Source organism: Micromonospora sp. NPDC049559, assembly GCF_040676675.1.
Lineage (GTDB): Bacteria > Actinomycetota > Actinomycetes > Mycobacteriales > Micromonosporaceae > JBFAPK01.
Window position 1 is genome coordinate 19,446 of the sequence record NZ_JBFAPK010000051.1, and the last position, 13,975, is coordinate 33,420.

16 protein-coding genes are annotated in these 13,975 nt (G+C 74.5%); 6 read left to right on the plus strand and 10 right to left on the minus strand.

The window, feature by feature from the left end; genetic code table 11:
* Positions 1-32 precede the first annotated feature (32 nt).
* From AB0J86_RS35205 to AB0J86_RS35220, 4 genes are all read right to left on the minus strand, one after another.
* Positions 33-407 (minus strand): hypothetical protein, encoded by a 375-nt coding sequence (locus tag AB0J86_RS35205; RefSeq protein ID WP_363862025.1) that lies wholly within the window; start codon positions 405-407, stop codon positions 33-35.
* Positions 404-865, minus strand: coding sequence for a hypothetical protein (locus AB0J86_RS35210; RefSeq protein ID WP_363862026.1), 462 nt, complete (start codon positions 863-865; stop codon positions 404-406). Before AB0J86_RS35210 ends, AB0J86_RS35205 begins: the two co-directional genes overlap by 4 nt.
* A gap of 820 nt (positions 866-1,685) precedes the next feature.
* Positions 1,686-2,795 (minus strand): non-homologous end-joining DNA ligase, encoded by a 1,110-nt coding sequence (gene ligD / locus AB0J86_RS35215; RefSeq protein WP_363862027.1) that lies wholly within the window; start codon positions 2,793-2,795, stop codon positions 1,686-1,688.
* A 136-nt stretch (positions 2,796-2,931) separates the two neighbouring features.
* Positions 2,932-3,426, minus strand: a complete 495-nt coding sequence (locus AB0J86_RS35220; protein WP_363862028.1) for a hypothetical protein — start codon at positions 3,424-3,426, stop codon at positions 2,932-2,934.
* A 112-nt stretch (positions 3,427-3,538) separates the two neighbouring features.
* Between AB0J86_RS35220 and msrB the strand changes: the two genes are divergently transcribed.
* Positions 3,539-3,949 carry a peptide-methionine (R)-S-oxide reductase MsrB gene (gene msrB, locus AB0J86_RS35225; RefSeq protein WP_363862029.1) on the plus strand — a complete coding sequence of 137 codons (411 nt, stop codon included), beginning with the start codon at positions 3,539-3,541 and terminating at the stop codon, positions 3,947-3,949.
* Here msrB and AB0J86_RS35230 read toward each other — a convergent pair.
* Entirely contained in the window at positions 3,938-4,711 is a 774-nt protein-coding gene (locus AB0J86_RS35230) for a DUF2306 domain-containing protein (RefSeq protein ID WP_363862030.1), read from the minus strand. The genes msrB and AB0J86_RS35230 overlap by 12 nt on opposite strands.
* Positions 4,712-4,825: 114 nt before the next feature.
* On the opposite strand from AB0J86_RS35230, the gene AB0J86_RS35235 reads away from it, so the two are divergent.
* Complete coding sequence (locus AB0J86_RS35235; RefSeq protein WP_363862031.1) at positions 4,826-5,557, plus strand: TetR/AcrR family transcriptional regulator; 732 nt, start codon at positions 4,826-4,828, stop codon at positions 5,555-5,557.
* Between the two features lie 169 nt (positions 5,558-5,726).
* Here AB0J86_RS35235 and AB0J86_RS35240 read toward each other — a convergent pair whose 3' ends face one another.
* A complete protein-coding gene (locus tag AB0J86_RS35240; RefSeq protein ID WP_363862032.1) occupies positions 5,727-6,002 on the minus strand; it encodes an isoamylase early set domain-containing protein in 276 nt (91 codons plus the stop codon).
* A gap of 258 nt (positions 6,003-6,260) precedes the next feature.
* On the opposite strand from AB0J86_RS35240, the gene AB0J86_RS35245 reads away from it, so the two are divergent.
* Both AB0J86_RS35245 and AB0J86_RS35250 read left to right on the plus strand, forming a co-directional pair.
* Positions 6,261-6,518: a Prokaryotic metallothionein gene (locus AB0J86_RS35245; protein ID WP_363862033.1), complete on the plus strand. Its 258-nt coding sequence runs from the start codon at positions 6,261-6,263 to the stop codon at positions 6,516-6,518.
* Positions 6,519-6,577: 59 nt separating this feature from the next.
* Entirely contained in the window at positions 6,578-7,030 is a 453-nt protein-coding gene (locus tag AB0J86_RS35250) for a GNAT family N-acetyltransferase (RefSeq protein WP_363862034.1), read from the plus strand.
* 73 nt (positions 7,031-7,103) lie between these two features.
* Here AB0J86_RS35250 and hemQ read toward each other — a convergent pair whose 3' ends face one another.
* The 3 genes from hemQ to hemE are packed head-to-tail and all read right to left on the minus strand — an operon-like array spanning position 7,104 to position 10,449.
* Positions 7,104-7,871, minus strand: coding sequence for a hydrogen peroxide-dependent heme synthase (hemQ, locus tag AB0J86_RS35255; RefSeq protein ID WP_363862035.1), 768 nt, complete (start codon positions 7,869-7,871; stop codon positions 7,104-7,106).
* Complete coding sequence (gene hemG / locus AB0J86_RS35260) at positions 7,868-9,322, minus strand: protoporphyrinogen oxidase (protein WP_363862036.1); 1,455 nt, start codon at positions 9,320-9,322, stop codon at positions 7,868-7,870. Before hemG ends, hemQ begins: the two co-directional genes overlap by 4 nt.
* A 35-nt stretch (positions 9,323-9,357) precedes the next feature.
* Positions 9,358-10,449: a uroporphyrinogen decarboxylase gene (hemE, locus tag AB0J86_RS35265; protein ID WP_363862037.1), complete on the minus strand. Its 1,092-nt coding sequence runs from the start codon at positions 10,447-10,449 to the stop codon at positions 9,358-9,360.
* 125 nt (positions 10,450-10,574) lie between these two features.
* Between hemE and AB0J86_RS35270 the strand changes: the two genes are divergently transcribed.
* Positions 10,575-11,147 carry a DUF3000 domain-containing protein gene (locus AB0J86_RS35270; protein ID WP_363862038.1) on the plus strand — a complete coding sequence of 191 codons (573 nt, stop codon included), beginning with the start codon at positions 10,575-10,577 and terminating at the stop codon, positions 11,145-11,147.
* Between the two features lie 463 nt (positions 11,148-11,610).
* Positions 11,611-12,864 (plus strand): ribonuclease D, encoded by a 1,254-nt coding sequence (locus tag AB0J86_RS35275; protein ID WP_363862062.1) that lies wholly within the window; start codon positions 11,611-11,613, stop codon positions 12,862-12,864.
* 101 nt (positions 12,865-12,965) lie between these two features.
* Here the strand turns inward: AB0J86_RS35275 and galE are convergent, their stop codons facing one another.
* Positions 12,966-13,967, minus strand: a complete 1,002-nt coding sequence (galE, locus tag AB0J86_RS35280; protein WP_363862039.1) for a UDP-glucose 4-epimerase GalE — start codon at positions 13,965-13,967, stop codon at positions 12,966-12,968.
* Positions 13,968-13,975 lie beyond the last annotated feature (8 nt).

Below are 13,975 nucleotides of genomic sequence, written 5' to 3' on the forward strand. Positions count from 1 at the left end.
CGGCGCCGGCGCCGGTTCCGTTCGGATCCGGTTCAGCCGTGGTGGATCAGGTCGCGGAGCCGCTCGATGGTCGCGTCCGGGGCGAGGATCGCGGCCCGCCAGCGCCGCATCATCGCGGTCATCTCCTGCACCGCGTCGCGCAGTTCGGCGAGTTCCCGGTGCATCGCCACGGCCTGCTGACGGGAGTTGGACGCCTCGGACTCCAGCTCCCGTACCCGCATCTTCAACGGTTCGACCAGCGTCAGTGCGGTGTCGGTGAGGACGTCGGCGGTGTCGGCCTGGAACTTGCGGCGCTGGAGCAGGACGGTGACGATCGCGGTGATCCCGCCGGTACCGCCCAGCAGTCCCAGGGCGGAGAGCAGGATCTGTACCCACGGCGGACCGGTGGGGGCGGGTGCGGCGATCACGGGTCATCTCTTTCCATCGGCGGTGGTGCCGGGGGTGCCGGGAGCTCCGAGGCCGCGTGGGCGAGTTCGCGCAGGTCGGTCCAGATCTGCGCCGCGCGCCACCAGGAGGCGACCGCCACGGCGACGATGAACGTGCCGGCCGCCAGGGCCATGTCCCCGGCGACGGCGAAGAGGGCGATGGCGTACATGCCGGTGCTGGAGCCGAGGGTGACCATCGCGCCGAGTTCGATCCCGAGGGCGGTGACGACGTGTCCGGGCCAGACGAGCCCGATCAGCCCGACCAGGCCGACGACGACGAGGCTCCACTCCCACGTGACCTCGACCACCCCGGGCATCGCCAGCGCGACCGAACGCGGGCGCGCGTCGGAGACGATCAGCGCGATGCCGCAGCCGAGCGTGGCGAGCAGCAGCGTGACCTCGAACGGGTGGCGGCCTGAATTGACGTGTGCCTGGTGCACTGGGCACCTCCCGGCGGTACGGCGGGGACCGGTCGGGGTGCGCGCGGGCACCGCGATGCCAACCGCCGCCCGGTCTGGTCGCGGCCGGCGGTGGCTCGCGGACCACCGCGCGGACGGGGCCGGGAACTCCGAGGGGTCGGGCAGGGCGCGGCCGGCGGAAGCGACATCCGACACTGGAGATTGCTTCATCCCGGCCCCCTGTTTGTTCAGTCGTACCACGGCCCCCAGCGACCGTCCACGCGGTAACGTGCCGCATTTCCGCTGGTCAGGCCGGTGGCTAGGGAGGATCGGGGCGGCGCCACGACGGGTCTTTCGCACGCGGAACTTGCGTCCTGGCAACGGATTCACGTTTCCCGCCGGCGCGGCAGACGTGAGCGCGGGGCACCCGGATACCCGGAGAACCGGCCCCACCGACCGGTGTCCGGGCCGGACTGTCCGAGATCCGACGTAGCGAGGTGCATGGCACCCGCCTCCGCGACTCTCCCGACCCTGGCCACCGGCGGGAGCCGGAGCCCCCAACAGGGCCACGGCCGCGGTCAGCGGCGCCAGTCCGGATCAGGACATCTGATGTCGAGCAATCTTGGTACGGGACGGCCCGGATAGGGGCCGTCCCGTACCAAGATTGGCGGCGGCCCGGCTCCGCCCAAGCCGGTAGCCCGCACGCGTCCGATCTGCACGCCGTCCCCGCCGAGGGAAGTTCGTCGGGTGGCCGCGCGCCCAGGCGCGCAACGATGCCGCCACGGCTACTCACCGGTCCTGGCGGTACAGGGACCAAGGACTACGGGCCGGTCAGTGTGGTGCCCGCCGCCGCGGTCGCTGATCAGGCGCTGTCCTCGGCGGCGGGACGCCGGGCGCGGCTGGGCTGCACCCGGGGCGGCTCGCCCGGCATCTTCGGATGGTCCGGCGGGTAGGGCAGGTCGCCGGAGCCGGCCCGGTCGTCCCGCTCGGCCCACTCCAGCAGTGGGGTGATGTCCCAGGGCGTGTCGTCGATGGCGGCGTGCGGGTCACCGACCTTCGCGAGCCGCTCCGGCACGGTACGGAGGTCGAAGTCGTCCGGGTCGACGTCCGGCAGCTCGTCCCAGGTGACCGGGGTGGAGGCGGTCGCCCGGACGTTGGCGCGCAGCGAGTAGGCGCAGGCGATCGTGCGGTCCCGGGCCATCTGGTTGTAGTCGAGGAAGACGCGCTCGCCGCGCTCCTCCTTCCACCAGGCCGTGGTGACCAGGTCGGGGCGCCGCCGCTCCACCTCCCGGGCGAAGGCGATCACCGCCCGGCGCACCTCGGTGAACGTCCACCGGGGATGGATCCGCAGGTAGATGTGGACCCCGCGACCGCCGGAGGTCTTCGGGTACCCGGTGGCGCCCAGCTCGTCCAGCAGCGCCCGTACCTCACCGGCGGCCTCGACCGCGTCGCGGAAGTCGGTACCGGGCTGCGGGTCCAGGTCGATGCGCAGCTCGTCGGGGTGGTCCACCTCGGTCCCCCGTACCGGCCAGGGGTGGAACACGATCGTGCCCATCTGCGCGGCCCAGGCCACGTGTGCCAGGTCCGCCGGGCAGAGTTCGTCGGCGCTGCGGCCGCTCGGGAACCTGATCTCCGCGGTGCGCAGCCACGGCGGTACGCCCCGGGCCGGTACCCGCTTCTGGAAGAACATCTCCCCGCCGATGCCCTCCGGGAAGCGCTGGAGCATCGTGGGGCGCCCGCGCAGGGCGCGCATGATCCCGTCACCGACCGCGAGGTAGTAGTCGAAGACGTCCTTCTTGGTGAAGCCCCGCTCGGGGAAGATGATCCGGTCCGGGCTGCTCAGCCGCACCTGGTGGCCGGCCACCTCGACCTCGATCGCCGCCGCCTTGGTGCTGCGGGACCGGGGTTTGCCCGCCTTCGCGCCGATCTCGCCGCCCGTCTCGGCCCCGTCGGTGCTCGCGCTAGCGCCCATTCGCCGACCATATGTCACCCGCGCTCCGACCGGGGGCCGCCTCGCGATCCACCGCGCCGCCAGGCCGGACCCGGGAGCCGCCGCCAGGCCGGCCCCGGCCCCGGCCCCGGCCCCGGCCCCGGCCCCGGCGGCATGGTCAGCCGGGGCGGCTCCAGTCCCGGTGCGTCGCCCACAGGTGACAGATCATGAAGAGCTTCCGCTCGAACATCGGGTCCCGGCCGAGCAGGCACCCGTCGTAGGGGGCCCGCAGCCGCAGGATCGACCCGTCGTACAGGTAGACCGCGACCGCGGTGCGGTACCGCCGCCGCTCCGCCCGTACGTCGACCACCGCGCGCCAGGGCGCGAACCGAACCGCGTCCGGGGAGCCGCACCGCACACCCGACTCGTCGATCCGGGCCCCGACCCGGCGGCGCGCCAGCACCCCGCCGAGCAGCCCGAGCGGCACCGGCGCGAGCGCGGCCAGCCAGACCGGCGCCGGTGGTACCGCCGGTTGGGGCGGCCGCCCGGCGACCGCCTCCAGCAGCACGGGTACGGCCAACGCGGCCAGCGCCAGCGCCAGGCTGCCCAGCAGACCCGGGCAGAGGCCGCAGGCGAGCGCCTGCCGCCACGTCGGGCGGAAGGTGACCACCACCGGTCGCGGGTGTCCGCTCCGGTGCTCCCCATCCGGCCCCACGGCCGCCCGCATGTTCTGCTAACGACGCGGACGGCGGCGGGTAACCCGCGACACGCCGTACGCTTGATCCGTGGCTGTTGACAAGAGCGAACTGCCGACCACCGAGGAAGAGTGGCGGGTCCGGCTGAGCCCCGAGGAGTTCCGGGTGCTGCGGCAGGCCGGCACCGAGCGCCCGTGGACCGGCGAGTACGTCGAGACGAAGACGCCGGGTGTCTACCAGTGCCGGGCCTGTGGCGCGGATCTCTTCTCCAGCGACACCAAGTTCGACTCGCACTGCGGCTGGCCGAGCTTCGACCAGGCGCTGCCCGGGGCGATCCGCTACCTGGAGGACCGGTCGTTCGGCATGGTCCGCATCGAGGTGCGCTGCGCCAACTGCGACTCGCACCTCGGGCACCGCTTCGACGGCGAGGGCTACACCCCCAGCAACGCCCGCTACTGCATCAACTCCGTCAGCATGCGCCTGCGCCCCTCAGGGGAGTGACGGGGCGGACGCGGCGGCGTCGGCCGGCGTCGCGCTCCTGTCGCCGTACGGGGTCCGGCCGCGGCGGCGCGGGGCGCGGGAACGCTCCAGCCACCACTCGGCGACCAGCAGGTTCACCACCCAGCTGAGCCAGATGCTCGACTCGGCGGCGGCCTGGATCATCGCGTCCTCGTCGCCACCGTAGTAGCTGTCGGTCAACGGCGTCAGCGCGACGATGGCGAGCACCAGCCAGAGCCGGTTCACCACGATCGAGGTGGTCAGCGCGAAGCTGCGTACCATCCACCGGCGGTGCTCGGCGTACCGGCGCTGCCGGGCCATCCGGTAGCCGGCCAGCGAGAAGAGCAGCCAGACCACCGCGAGCAGCGCGTTGCCGATCCGGCCCACGACGCCCTGCAGGGAGACCACCGCGACGACCACCCCCGCGAGCCCGCCGGGGAGCACGCCCGCGAAGAAGTACGCCCGGCCGAGCCAGCGGTGTGCGGCGGGGTACCGCCGCCGGAACCAGGGCCAGACCTGGAGGCAGGACGTGACCAGCGCGACGGTGCCGAAGCCGATGTGCGCCAGCAGCAGCGGATAGTGCCAGGCGAACCCCTCGCGCAGCGGCAGCCGGCTCCGGTCCGGGTCGAAGGTCAGGTACGGCGGGAGCGAGAAGGCGAGGAACGCGATGGTGAGCACGGCCAGTGGCACCACCCAGGGGCGGCGCCACCACGGGCCGGTGCGGCCCGGCCGGGAGGTGATCGTTTGCTCGGTACGCTGCGTCATGACTGCTCCCCGTGCTGCGGCGGACGACGACCCACGGAAACTGCGTAGGCGATACGCGTTTCAGGGTACGTCATACGCAGTAATGGGGGCAGGCCCCGACCGAGAGGTGTCCGCATGACGACGGAAGACCGCGACTCCCCCGGGCCCCCCGGCGGGCGACTGCTCTGGGAGAGCCGGCAGCGGCCCGGACGGGGACCGCGGCCGGCGCTGAGCCTGGAGCGGATCGTGCGCGAGGGGATCGAGGTCGCCGACACCGAGGGGCTGGCCACCCTCTCGATGCAGCGGCTGGCCGCCCGGCTCGGCGCGGGAACGATGTCGCTGTACCGCTACGTGCCCAGCAAGGACGAGCTGGTCGTGCTCATGTTCGACGCGATCATCGGCGATCCGCCCGCCACCGACCCCGCCGACTGGCGCGGCTCGCTGCGCGGCTGGGCGCTGGGTGTCCGGGAAGCCTTCCACCGCCACCCCTGGGCCCTCGCCGTCGCGGGGAGCAGCCGCGTCATGGGCCCCAACGAAACGGCCTGGACCGAGGCCGCCCTGTACGCGCTCTCCGGCACCGGGCTGCCGCCGGACGCGATGATGGACATGCTCTTCCTGGTCAACGGCTACGTACGGGGAGCCGCCCAGCTGTCGGTCGATCCGGCCCACGGCCCGGTCTTCGACCTGACGGCGGTGCTGGAGTCCGAACGACGCGACCGGTACCCGACGCTGCTCGCGGTGGTGACCTCGGACGAGGTCACGGAGGCGTACGACCACCGGACCGACCGCGGCTTCGAGTGGGGGCTGCGACGCGTCCTCGACGGCATCGACCTGTTCCTTACTGCCCGACGAGAGCCGCAGGAGTAGAGCCGCCGGGAGTAGGCCCGGGGGCGAGCGCGGCGGTGCTGACCGCGCCCCCGCGCCCTCGTCGCCCGCGCCCCCGTCCCCCGCGCCTCGTCGCCCGCGCCCCCGTCACCCGGGCGGCCGGCTGCGGGCGGCCGACGCCGGATGCGGCGCGGGCACGGACGGGTGCGGCTCAGATCAGCAGCCGGCCGCCGTACTGGTCGACCTGGTCGGCCCCCTCGTCGTCCAGCCAGACGCCGCCCGTGGCGAGGTAGCGGAACCGGTACTCCCCCGGCGCCAGCCGGACGGTGACGGTGCGGGTCCCGTCCCGGCGGGGCACCAGCTCGTGCCGCCCCGGCTGCCAGTCGTTGAACGTGCCGACGACGCTGACCGTGCCGGGCGGAACGTCCCCGGGGAGGCAGAAGGTCACCCGCGTCTGGTTGCCGAACAGCCGGCTCCGCTTGATCATGTCGACTCCTCCGAGCTCAGGTCGCCACACCCTGGCTAACGGGCCGCGCCGGTCGGTCGTCGCGGGCGACCCGCGCCGGTCGCTAGGCGACCGGGACGCCGTCGCCGAGCCGCCGGTGCGCCGCTGCGAGGCGACCGGTGCGCCGCCGCGCCGCCCGCCGATGCGCCATCGCGTACCGGCCGATTCGGCCGTTCCGCTTGCCGCACCCCCGCCGATGCCGCACGCTGCTGGCAGGCGTACGAAATGGGGGGATTTGTCATGGCGACCTGCGAGGTCTGCGGCAACGACTACTGGATGTCGTTCGAGGTACGGACGGTCAGCGACACGCACACGTTCGACTCGTTCGAGTGCGCGATCCAGAAGCTGGCGCCGGTCTGCGAGCACTGCGAGTGCCGGATCATCGGGCACGGCGTGGAGGTCTCGGGCCGCTTCTTCTGCTCCGCGCACTGCGCCCGCGTCGTCGAGGGCGAGCGCGGCGCCGCGATCAAGGACACCGTCGGCGCCCGCCCCGCCTGAGGCGCCCCACCCCTCGGGGGCATCGACGGGAACCGGCGGCGCCCGCCTACGATCGCGGAATGCCACCAGAGCAGACCGAGTTCCACATCGCCTTCTTCGCCGACCTCGACGCCCGTACGCTGCACGACCTGCTCCGCCTGCGGATCGAGGTGTTCGTGGTGGAACAGGAGTGCCCGTACCCGGAACTCGACGGGCGGGACGTCGAGCCCGGCACCCGGCACCTCTGGCTGAGCCGCGGCGGCGAGCCCCTCGCCTACCTGCGCATCCTCTCCGACCCGGGCGGGGTGGAGCGGATCGGGCGGGTGCTGGTGGCCAAGCAGGCCCGCGGCGACGGCCTGGCCGGGCGGTTGATGAGCGAGGCGCTGGCCGTGGTCGGCAACCGCGTGTGCGTGCTGGAGGCGCAGTCCTACCTCGCCGACTTCTACGCCCGGTACGGCTTCGTCGTCACCGGCCCGGAGTACGTCGAGGACGGCATCCCGCACCTGCCGATGCGGCGCGAGTCGCCGGCCTGACCCGACGAGCGCGGGACGCGGGAACGCGAGACCGCCGAGCCCGGGAGCGCGTCCGGCGCCCCGGGAGCGCGGGTCAGGGCAGCGCGGCGACCAGTTCGGCGACCGAGCGGCGGCGACCGGTGAAGAACGGCACCTCTTCGCGTACGTGCCGGCGGGCCCGGGAGGCGCGCAGGTCGCGCATCAGGTCCACGATCCGGTGCAGCTCGTCGGCCTCGAAGGCGAGCAGCCACTCGTAGTCGCCGAGCGCGAACGAGGCGACCGTGTTGGCGCGTACGTCCGGGTAGCCCCGGGCCATGCCGCCGTGCTCGGCGAGCATCTCCCGCCGTTCGGCGTCCGGCAGCAGGTACCACTCGTACGAGCGGACGAAGGGGTAGACGCAGACGTAGGCGCGGGCCGGCTCGCCGGCCAGGAACGCCGGGACGTGGCTCTTGTTGAACTCGGCCGGCCGGTGCAGCGCCATCTGCGACCAGACCGGGGCCAGGCAGTGGCCCAGCGCGGTACGCCGGAACAGCCCGTACGCCTCCTGGAGCGCGTCGCTCGACGAGGAGTGCCACCAGATCATCAGGTCGGCGTCGGCGCGCAGCCCGGAGACGTCGTAGCTGCCCCGGACCACCACGTCCTTGGCCTGCAACTCGTCGAAGAGGCTCTGCACCTCGGCGGCGACGCCGTCGCGCAGGGCCGGCAGCTGGCCGGTCACCCGGAAGACCGACCACATCGTGTAGCGGATGGTGTCGTTCAGCTCGCGCAGCCGCGCCGCCTTGGTCTGCTCCGGGCCGCCGGCGGGCGCGCCCGAGGAGGCGCCGGACGGGATGCCCGGGGTACCGCTTGGTTCCGCACTCATGCCATCGATCCTTCCAGGGCCTTGATGATCTCTTCGGCGGCGGCCTGGCCGGAGCGGACGCACGCCGGGATCCCCACCCCGTCGTAGCCGGCGCCGGCGAGCGCCACGGTCGGCCGCCCGGCCCGCAGCGCGGCGCGCGCGGCGGCCACCCGGTCCAGGTGCCCCGGCGCGTACTGCGGCAGCGCGCCGCCCCACCGCTGCACGTGCCCGGCGACCGGGGCGGGCAGGCCGGCGCCGGCGGCCGCGGTGCCGACCAGCCGGGACAGTTCCCGGTGCGCGGTGGCGGCCAGCTCGTCGTCGTCGCGCTGGAGCTGCTCCTCCTCGCCGTACCGGCCGAGCGAGACGCGCAGCAGCGCGATCCCGTCCGGCCGCCGCAGGTGCGCCCACTTCGTGGTGAAGAAGGTGGCCGCCTTGATCAGCATCCCCTCGCTGGCGGGCACCAGCAGGCCGGAGAGCTCCGGCAGCGCCGGCGCCGGCACGGCGAGCGTGACCAGCGCGAGGCTGGCGTAGTCCAGCTCGCCGACCCGGCCGGCGGCGGCCGGGTCGACCTCGGCGAGCAGCCGGGCCGCCGGCCGCGCCGGCAGGGCGAGCACGACCGCGTCGACCTCCACCAGCTCCGGCTCCCGGGTCGGGCCGACGACCAGGGACCAGCCGTCCGGCGTGGGCCGCAGCTCGCGTACCGCCGCGCCCGTGCGGATCTCGCCGACCGGCGCGTCCGGGTCCGTGCGGGCGGTCAGCTCCGCCGCGGCGGCCTCGACCAGCCGGCTCATCCCGCCGGCCACGGTGGCGAAGACCGGCCGGCCCGGCGTGGCCGGTCGGGCGGTGGCCTGGGCGGCCCGGACCGCGCCGGTGAGGGTGTGTTCGGTACGCGCCGTGCGGGCCAGCGCGGGCATCGTGGCGGCCAGCGACAGCCGGTCGGCGCGCCCGGCGTACACCCCGCCGAGCATCGGGTCGACCAGCCGGTCCACCACCTCGTCGCCGAGGCGCCGCCGCACCAGCTCGCCGACGGCGACGTCCTGGCCCGGTTCGAGCAGCGGGCGGCCCTCGTCGCGGTCCCGCTCCGCCTCCGCCCGCGCGACCGCCGCCACCCGGGTCAGATCCCCGGGTACGCCGACCAGCGTGCCGCCCGGGACCGGGCGCAGCTCCCCGTTGACGGCGAGCCCGGCCTGCCCGGTCGCCGGGTGCACCAGCGCGTCGCCCAGCCCGAGCCGGCGGGCCAGCGCCGTGGCCGGCGAGTCCCCGCCGTCCGGGTCACGGACCAGGAACGCCTCGGCGCCCAGCTCTACGGCCGAGCCGGCCAACTCGCCGGTGCGCAGCTTGCCGCCGGTCGCGCCGGACTGCTCGTACACGGTGATGGTGCTGCCGGGCGGCGCCAGCTCGCGCAGCCGCAGCGCGGCCGCCAGGCCGGTGACACCCCCGCCCACGACGGCGATCCGCCATCCCTGCCGCATCTGCGCCCCTTCCCGCGCGCCGCCCGAGCCCCGCGTCAGCGGGCGGAGGCCGTATGGATGAGTTCCACCACCCGGGTCAGCACCTCGGGGTCGGTCTCCGGGAGCACGCCGTGCCCCAGGTTGAAGACGTGTCCCGGCGTGGCGGCGCCCTCGGCCAGCACCCGCCGCACCTCGGCCTCGATCACCGGCCACGGCGCGAAGAGCACGCAGGGGTCGAGGTTGCCCTGCACCGCCCGGTGCGGGCCGATCCGACCGCTCGCCACGTCCAGCGGGGTGCGCCAGTCGACCCCCACCACGTCCGCGCCGGCCTCGCCCATCGCGGGCAGCAGCTCGGCCGTGCCGACCCCGAAGTGGATCCGCGGTACGCCCGCGTCGGCGAGCCCGCCCAGCACCGCGGCCGAGTGCGGCATCGCGTACCGGCGGTAGTCCGCCTCGGAGAGCGCGCCGGCCCAGGAGTCGAAGAGCTGCACCGCGGAGACGCCGGCGGCGACCTGTACCCGCAGGAACGTCAGCGTGATCTCGGCGAGCCGGGCGCAGAGCGCGTGCCAGACCTCGGGCGCGCCGTACATGAGCGCCTTGGTGCGGGCGTGCGTGCGCGACGGCCCGCCCTCGACGAGGTAGCTCGCCAACGTGAACGGCGCTCCGGCGAAACCGATCAGCGGGGTGGCGCCGAGTTCGCCCACGAGCAGCCGGACCGCCTCGTCCACATAGGAGACGTCGGCCGGGTCGAGCGGGCCGATCCGCGCGACGTCGTCGAGGGTGCCCACCGGCTCGGCCACCACCGGGCCGGTGCCCGGCACGATGTCCAGGTCCACCCCGGCGGCCGCGAGCGGCACCACGATGTCGCTGTAGAGGATGGCCGCGTCGACGTCGTGCCGGCGTACCGGCTGCAGGGTGATCTCGCGGACCAGTTCGGGGCGGCGGCACGACTCCAGCATCGGGACGCCGGCCCGGACCTCCCGGTACTCCGGCAGCGAACGCCCCGCCTGTCGCATGAACCAGACCGGCGTGTACGGCACCGGTTGGCGCCGGCAGGCCCGGACGAACGGTGAGTCGGCGGGGCCGTCGACAGCGGAACTTCCGTCTCGGGCCGCACCGCCCGCGGTGGTGGTGGTCATCGGCGCCATCGTGCCACGCGCCCGCGGCGCCCCGGCGGGCAGCGCCCGATTTCTGCGACCCAGGCCACGCGTGAGCGACCACCGGTCCGGCGCGGCGATCCACCGCCGGCCACCGGGCGGCTTAGGCTGCCGATATGGCGCCTCCGATCGTGCTCCCCGAGACCTTCGCCCGCGCCGTGGCGGGGTTGCGGTCCACGGCGCCCCGCGACGAGATCCGGCTCGAAGAGGTGACCGCCCCGCAGCGGCTGGCCCCGTACGCCTTCGCGCTGAGCGGCAGCGTGCTGCGCGACGGCGAGGAGGTCGCCTCCGGCCGGCTCATCCTGCTGCACGATCCGGCCGGGCACGAGGCGTGGAACGGGGTGCTGCGCCTCGTCACGTACGTCACGGCGGAGCTGGAGAGCGACCTGGCGGCGGACCCGCTGCTGCCGACGGTGGCCTGGACCTGGCTCACGGACGGGCTGACCGGGCAGGGCGCCGAGTACCGGGCGATCGGCGGCACGGTGACGCAGACGACCTCGACCCGCTTCGGCGACCTGGCCGGGCCGCCGGCCACCGCCGACCTGGAGCTGCGCGCGTCCTGGACGCCGGTCGACGACGACCTCGGCGCGCACCTGCGCGGCTGGTGCGCCATGCTCGCCTCGACGGCGGGGCTGCCGCCGCCCGGGGTCACCGCGCTCCCCGAACACCGCCCCGCCGGCGCCGCCTGACCGGTGCCGGCCCGGATCCGAAACCGAACCCCGAGCGGCGGTCCGTCCCCAGATCACCCCCTCGGGTGCCGCGCCGTCTCGATCCCGGTCACCCGTTTACCGCCCCAACGCACCCGGCACCCGACTTTCCCGCCCCGACCAGCGGCGGCCCTCGACGGGTGCCCCCGACCCCGGCGGTCACGGCGCCACCCGGACCACGTCAGGGGTTGGGCCCGCCGTGCCGCGCGAAGACATCACGCCTGACGGGATTCGCGGGGTACGGCGGGCCCAACCCCACCACGGCGAGATTCACGACCCACCACGGCGAGACCCACGACCCACCACGGCAAGACCCACGAGACGCGCCGTACCCGACCGGCTGCGCACGGCGCTTCGCGCCGACGACTAGGGTTGTCGGGTGACCGACGAACCACCCCTGCGCCGTCGGGCCGCGCAACGCCAAGCAGGGACCGAGCCGCACAGCCTGCCGGCCTCCGCGCCGGAGCCCGAGACCGTGGGGCCCGACCCAACGCCTGGCGGGCCGGTTCCGCTGATCGCCCCTCGTGAAGGCACTCCCGCCCCACTGGAAACACCCGCCGAACTCGCCGACGCCGTCGCCCGCTTCGCGGCCGGTACCGGGCCGGTCGCCCTCGACGCCGAGCGCGCCTCCGGCTACCGCTACAGCCAACGGGCCTATCTGGTCCAGCTCCGCCGGGCCGGCGCCGGTACCGTCCTGATCGACCCGCTGCCCCTGGCCGACCTGCGCAGCCTCGACGAGGCGATCGCCGAGGCCGAGTGGGTGCTGCACGCGGCGAGCCAGGACCTGCCCTGCCTGGCCGAGCTGGGGCTACGGCCCCGGCGCCTGTTCGACACCGAGCTGGCCGCGCGGCTCGCCGGGTTCGAGCGGGTCGGCCTGGCCGCGCTGACCGAGCAGTTGCTCGGCTTCACCCTGGAGAAGCACCACTCGGCCGCCGACTGGTCGAGCCGGCCGCTGCCGGAGTCCTGGCTGACGTACGCGGCGCTCGACGTGGAGCTGCTGGTCGAGCTCCGCGACGCGCTCGCGGCCGAGCTGGAGCGGCAGGGCAAGCACGAGTGGGCGGCCGAGGAGTTCGCCGCGCTGGTGCGCTGGGGCGCCCAGCCGCCCCGGCAGCGGGCCGACCCGTGGCGGCGTACCTCCGGCATCCACCGGGTGCGTGGCGCGCGGGCCCAGGCCCGGGTGCGCTCGATGTGGTACGCCCGGGACGCCATCGCGGCGCGGCGGGACTCGGCCCCGGGGCGGGTGCTCCCCGACGCCGCGATCATCGCCGCCGCCGAGCTGGACCCGAAGGACGAGCGGACGCTGCTGACCCTGCCGGGCTTCGGCGGACGCTCGGTACGCCGGCTGGCGCGTACCTGGCTGGAGGCGCTGAACGAGGCGCGTCAGCTGCCCGACACCGCGCTGCCGGTGAGCCCGCCCGTCGAGGGACCGCCCCCGCCGCACCGCTGGGCCGAGCGCGATCCGGTGGCCGCCGCCCGGCTGGCCCGCTGCCGCGAGGTGGTGACCGGGATCGCGGCGGCGCACACGCTGCCGCCGGAGAACCTGATCGCGCCGGACTCGGTCCGGCGGCTGGCCTGGACGCCGCCGGAGGAGATCAGCATCGCGACGGTGGCGGAGGTGCTGCGCGGGTACGGCGCCCGGGAGTGGCAGCTCGCGCTCCTCGTCGCCGACCTCACCGCCGCCCTGGCCGAGCCGGCCTGACCGCTGCGCCCCGCCGCACCCGTCGATCATGGAGTTGTGGCCCCTACAACGGGGCGCATCAGGTCAGAACCACGACCACGACTCCATGATCGACGCGGCGGTCAGTCAGCGAGCAGGCTGTCGCGCCGGGCCGACCAGGCGAGCGAGTGGCGGATGCCGTCCTCGACGGAGAACTCCGGCTTCCAGTCGAGCAGGGTCCGCGCCCGGAGGCTGCGGGTGTACGAGCCGGCCGAGTCGCCCGGGCGCGGCCCGGTCTCGCGTACCCGCAGCGGGCGACCGGCGACGGTCTCGAACGCGGCGACGAGTTCGCGTACCGTCGTGCCGCTGCCGGTACCCAGGTTGATCACCTCGTACGACCGCTCCCCGCCGGGGGGCAGGATGGTGTCGAACCGGCGCAGCGCCTGCACGTGGGCCCGCGCGAGGTCCCAGACGTGCACGTAGTCGCGGATGCCGGAGCCGTCGCGGGTCGGCCAGTCGACGCCCGTGACCAGGAACTCCTCGTCGTCCTCGAACGCGCCGATCAGCTTGCCGAGGGCGTGCGTGGGGCGGCGGACCTGCAGGCCGGTACGGAGCCGCGGGTCGGCGCCGATCGGGTTGAAGTAGCGCAGCGAGAGGGCGCGTAGGTCGGTGGCGACGCAGGTGTCCCCGAGGATCCACTCCGTCATCGCCTTGGTCCGGGCGTACGGGCTGGTCGGGTCGAGCGGCGACTCCTCGTCCACGGAGAAGTCGTCGCCGGGACGGTAGATCGAGGCCGAGGAGCTGAACAGGAAGCGCTCGCGGCCGTTGCGCACCACGTGCTCGATGAAGTCGATCGACTTGGCCACGTTCTCCCGGTAGTAGCGCAGCGGCTCGGCCACCGACTCCGGTACGACGATCAGCGCGGCGGCGTGCACCACGGCCGAGATGTCGGGGTGCTCGGCGAAGATCCGGTCGAGCAGCGGCCCGTCGGCGATGTCCCCCTGGTAGAAGATCCGGTCGCGGGTGAACTCGATCCGGCCGGTGCAGAGGTTGTCGAGCACCACCGGCTCGATCCCGTCGTCCAGGCAGGCCGACACGATCGTGCTGCCGATGAAACCCGCGCCACCCGCCACCAGTACCTTCACGCCCGACC